Source organism: Turicibacter sp. T129 (assembly GCF_025594975.1).
Lineage (GTDB): Bacteria > Bacillota_I > Bacilli_A > MOL361 > Turicibacteraceae > Turicibacter > Turicibacter bilis.
Genome location: NZ_JAMQUU010000112.1, coordinates 1 through 3493 on the forward strand (window position 1 = coordinate 1; position 3493 = coordinate 3493).

At 32.0% G+C, this 3493-nt stretch carries 4 protein-coding genes; 1 reads left to right on the forward strand and 3 read right to left on the reverse strand.

Annotation, left to right across the window (positions count from 1 at the left end):
• Window positions 1–131 precede the first annotated feature (131 nt).
• Together cwlD and cysE are read right to left on the reverse strand one after the other, a co-directional pair.
• Window positions 132–827: an N-acetylmuramoyl-L-alanine amidase CwlD gene (gene cwlD, locus NEH75_RS13195; RefSeq protein ID WP_055306063.1), complete on the reverse strand. Its 696-nt coding sequence runs from the start codon at window positions 825–827 to the stop codon at window positions 132–134.
• Between the two features lie 90 nt (window positions 828–917).
• Complete coding sequence (gene cysE, locus NEH75_RS13200) at window positions 918–1421, reverse strand: serine O-acetyltransferase (protein ID WP_055245276.1); 504 nt, start codon at window positions 1419–1421, stop codon at window positions 918–920.
• 153 nt (window positions 1422–1574) lie between these two features.
• On the opposite strand from cysE, the gene NEH75_RS13205 reads away from it, so the two are divergent.
• Entirely contained in the window at window positions 1575–2363 is a 789-nt protein-coding gene (locus NEH75_RS13205; RefSeq protein WP_055245274.1) for an SDR family NAD(P)-dependent oxidoreductase, read from the forward strand.
• A gap of 31 nt (window positions 2364–2394) precedes the next feature.
• On the opposite strand, the gene NEH75_RS13210 is transcribed toward NEH75_RS13205, so the two are convergent.
• Entirely contained in the window at window positions 2395–3234 is an 840-nt protein-coding gene (locus tag NEH75_RS13210; protein ID WP_055306064.1) for a coiled-coil domain-containing protein, read from the reverse strand.
• Window positions 3235–3493 lie beyond the last annotated feature (259 nt).

Below are 3493 nucleotides of genomic sequence, written 5' to 3' on the forward strand. Positions count from 1 at the left end.
TAATATCATACCTGTCGAAAGGTGTCAAACAGTTTTTTGTATTTTTTTGAAAATCATCCATTTATAAGTGAATATCTATACATTTAATTTCAAACAGAAAAGCCGATACAATTATCGGCTTTTCTAAATTACTATTCTACTTCCATATCAGGATTATCAAAATAATAAAGTATTCCCTCATAGATGGCATATGCAATCTGATTTTGATAACTATCCGTATTTAATTTCTCTGCTTCATCTGGATTAGATAAAAATCCAATTTCAACTAAGGTTGAAGGTACATTTGAATTTTTCAATATAAATAAGCTTGAAATGGCCTTAGCCTCTCTCGTTGTAGTTTGTAAGTTGTTTTTCATACTATTCATGATTGCAGTAGCTAACTGTTTATTTTCTATTTTCTTCGGATCATAAAACGTTTGTGCTCCTGACCATGAACTATTTGTAATTGCATTGGCATGAATAGAAACTACAATCCCATTTTCTTGGCCATTCATAATTTGCACTCGCTTGCTTAAATCTTCTGTTTTTCTCTTCTTTGCTTCTGGAGATGCCAAATCATAATCACCATCTCGTGTTAACACTACATTAATCCCTTGCATCTTAAGGTAATCTTCAACCTTTTTTGTCACCGATAGCACGACTTCTTTCTCAATAATTCCACTTTCTGATGAGGCTCCCCCATCTTTTCCACCATGTCCTGCATCTAAGATTACAGTTACTGATTCATAATTATCATTTAAATTATTACGATATTCCCCCATGATTACTGGAATAAAGCTTAAAAATAATACGACTAAAAATAAAATTGTACCAATTGTTTTCCTCATCCTCATCACCTTTGTATTACATTATTTTTTTTACAAGTGTATGAGATTCAGAAATTAAATATAATAAATAATCCATAATAAGCGATTTAATTACTTTTTCACTATACTTGGGACTCCTACTGACGTTTTACTCGGCGGAACATCCTTTAATACAACAGCATTTGCTCCGATTATACAACCTTTTCCTAATGTAATATTCCCTAATATTTTTGCACCAGTACCTATTGTAACATTACTTTCAACAGTTGGATGCCGTTTACCTGTAACATCGCCTCTACCGACTCCACCTAATGTAACTCCATGATACATTGTAACATCATCACCAATAATACTAGTCGCTCCGATAACGACACCTGTTCCATGATCAATAAATAATCTCTTCCCTATTTGAGCGGCTGGATGAATTTCTATATTAAGACAACATCTTACGATGAACATCATTAATTCTGCAATAAATTTTAAATGGTGTATATATAAAAAATGTGCAATACGATACCAAAAGACTGCTTGCACGCCAGGATATAACAAGATAATTTGAATAATATTTCTTGCTGCTGGGTCTCTTCTTTTAATAGATTCAAAATACTCTTTCACGTCGCCTCTCTCCTTTTTTACTTGATTCCTATTATTATCGTATGAATCCCTCGATAATAATTGATTAGTTTTAGCAGGAAAATTAGAGGATATAAAATTGCATAAATCCCACATAATATAATTAACTTTCACCTATAAAGGAGAATCAGATATATGAAAAAATTAGCAAACAAAGTTGCACTTGTTACATCTGGTACACGAGGAATTGGATTACAATGTGTTAAAACGTTGGCTCAGCACGGAGCAACTGTTTATATTGGGGCTCGTCGATTAGAGGCTGCTAATCAAATCTGTCAGGAATTATTGGAAAATGGCTATCACGCTAAAAGTGTTTACTTTGATGCGACAAAAACAGAAACGTATGAGACTATGGTCAAGACAGTTATTGAAGAAGCGGGCCACCTAGATATATTAGTTAATAATTATGGGGGGACAGATTCAGAAACTGACTTAGACCTCGTGTCCGGAAATACTGAAACCTTTTTCAATACGATGAACTTTAATCTCAGTAGTGTTTATCTACCTTGTAAATTTGCCATTGAACAAATGCTTAAGCAGGAAAGTGGCTCAATTGTGAATATCTCTTCGATTGGATCAATCTTACCTGATGTAGCTCGATTAGGGTATGGCGTTTCTAAATCAGCTATTAATTCACTAACACAAAATATTGCAATTCAATATGCGAAACATAACATTCGATGTAATGCCGTTTTACCAGGCTTAATTGCAACGGACGCAGCTCTACAAAATATGTCAGACGACTTTATTCAATCGTTTCTCAAACACGTCCCACTCCATCGTTTTGGACAACCAGAGGATATTGCTAATGCTGTTTTATTTTTAGCTAGTGACGAATCTTCTTTTATTACCGGTCAATTGTTAGAAGTCGCCGGTGGTTTTGGGCTTCCCAGCCCTTTATACGGCGAAACTGTTAAACAATAATAAAAGGTCACCTATGAAAGGTGACCTTTTATTATTTCTTTCTATTTTCTAATTCAACCAGTTGTTGACGTTGTTGTTCTAATTTATGAGCTAATTTTTGATTATGTTCCATTAATTTGGCTGTGATATCTTTTAATTGATTAATTTCTTGATTTTGTTCTTCAATCATCTGTTTCACTTGCTCTCGATGATCATCTTCTACTAAAGCTGCTAAAGCTTCTTTTAAATTGTCTGCCATTAAGTTTTCTAAGTACCAAACAACTTCTTTAGCTCTCATACGATAGATTTCAGGTAAAACTGTTTTTTCAATTAAGGTAGCCTCTAATTCTGATAATTGTTGATTTAGTTTTTTGATTTCATCTCTCATATGATTAGCAAGTAATGAGTTTGGAATTTGTTGATACTCATAACTCATTTTAGCTTCTTCAATAACACTTTCTAATGATGGAATAGGAGCAGGCTTTTGCTTATTTAAATAATATTTAGTTCCTTGTTGATATAGTAGATAAAAAATAACGACCGTAATAATAAATAATAAAATAACATATAAGAAATTCACATTAAATATAATTAAGGCATATGATAATAGAACACAGACAATTAAATCAATTAAAATGGCAACTCCTTTAAAATCTTTCAGTTTCTCAATAAGTCCATTGTAATCTTGATGCGCTTTATACTCTGAGCTATCATAGTATTTTGTTTCTACTGCTTTTAAATGTTCTTGCTCTGTAGCTACAATTGTTGAATCTAATGAAGCTTTCTTTTTATCTATCTCACGTTTTACAATTTCAATTTCATTAATCATTTCATCTGTTAACCAAAGATTAGCGATAATTTCATCTTTTGATAAGCCGTTAACCTCGACCATTTATATCTCTCCTTTTATCTTGAAAACAGTCAGTATCTCATTCATTTTTACATATTATGTCATACTCGAAATTATAACAACGTTTAATTAAAAATTCAATCATATAGATAGTATAGTCGCTATTTAGGTCATTATATGACTATTGTTCTAAAAATATAAAAAAATCTATATTTTAAAGTATGTGCCTAATTCGTTTTTCTTCCCTTGTTATAAGAGATAGTGCGCTATTTATCATATTTTAACTAATCGAGTAGGAGAT